Source organism: Rhodococcus sp. P14, from assembly GCF_000256505.1.
GTDB lineage: Bacteria > Actinomycetota > Actinomycetes > Mycobacteriales > Mycobacteriaceae > Rhodococcus > Rhodococcus ruber.
The window spans coordinates 1-266 of record NZ_AJFC01000200.1 but is presented as its reverse complement, the minus strand read 5'-3'; the positions used below and the strand labels follow the sequence as shown (position 1 = coordinate 266).

Here is a 266-nt window from a genome sequence, read left to right as displayed (position 1 = left end):
GGCCCCCGCCCCCCCCCCCCCGCCGTGGTGGCGGCCGCCGCGCAGGGCAGCGGACCGGACCAGTACATCATGGCCAGCTACTACCGGGACGGGCTGACGGGGCTGCCCGAGATGGGCATCGTCGGCCGCCAGCTGTGGGAGCAGTCCGGTCTCGGCCCGCAGGACGTGCAGACGGCCGTGCTCTACGACCACTTCACCCCGTACGTGCTCATGCAGCTCGAGGAACTCGGCTTCTGCGCACCCGGTGAGGCGAAGGACTTCGTCGC

General features: G+C 72.2%; 1 protein-coding gene. It reads left to right on the top strand.

What is annotated here, in order from left to right; genetic code table 11:
- Positions 1-266 (top strand): thiolase C-terminal domain-containing protein (locus tag OEY_RS28490; protein WP_443216043.1); only part of this gene is annotated, 266 nt, incomplete at both ends.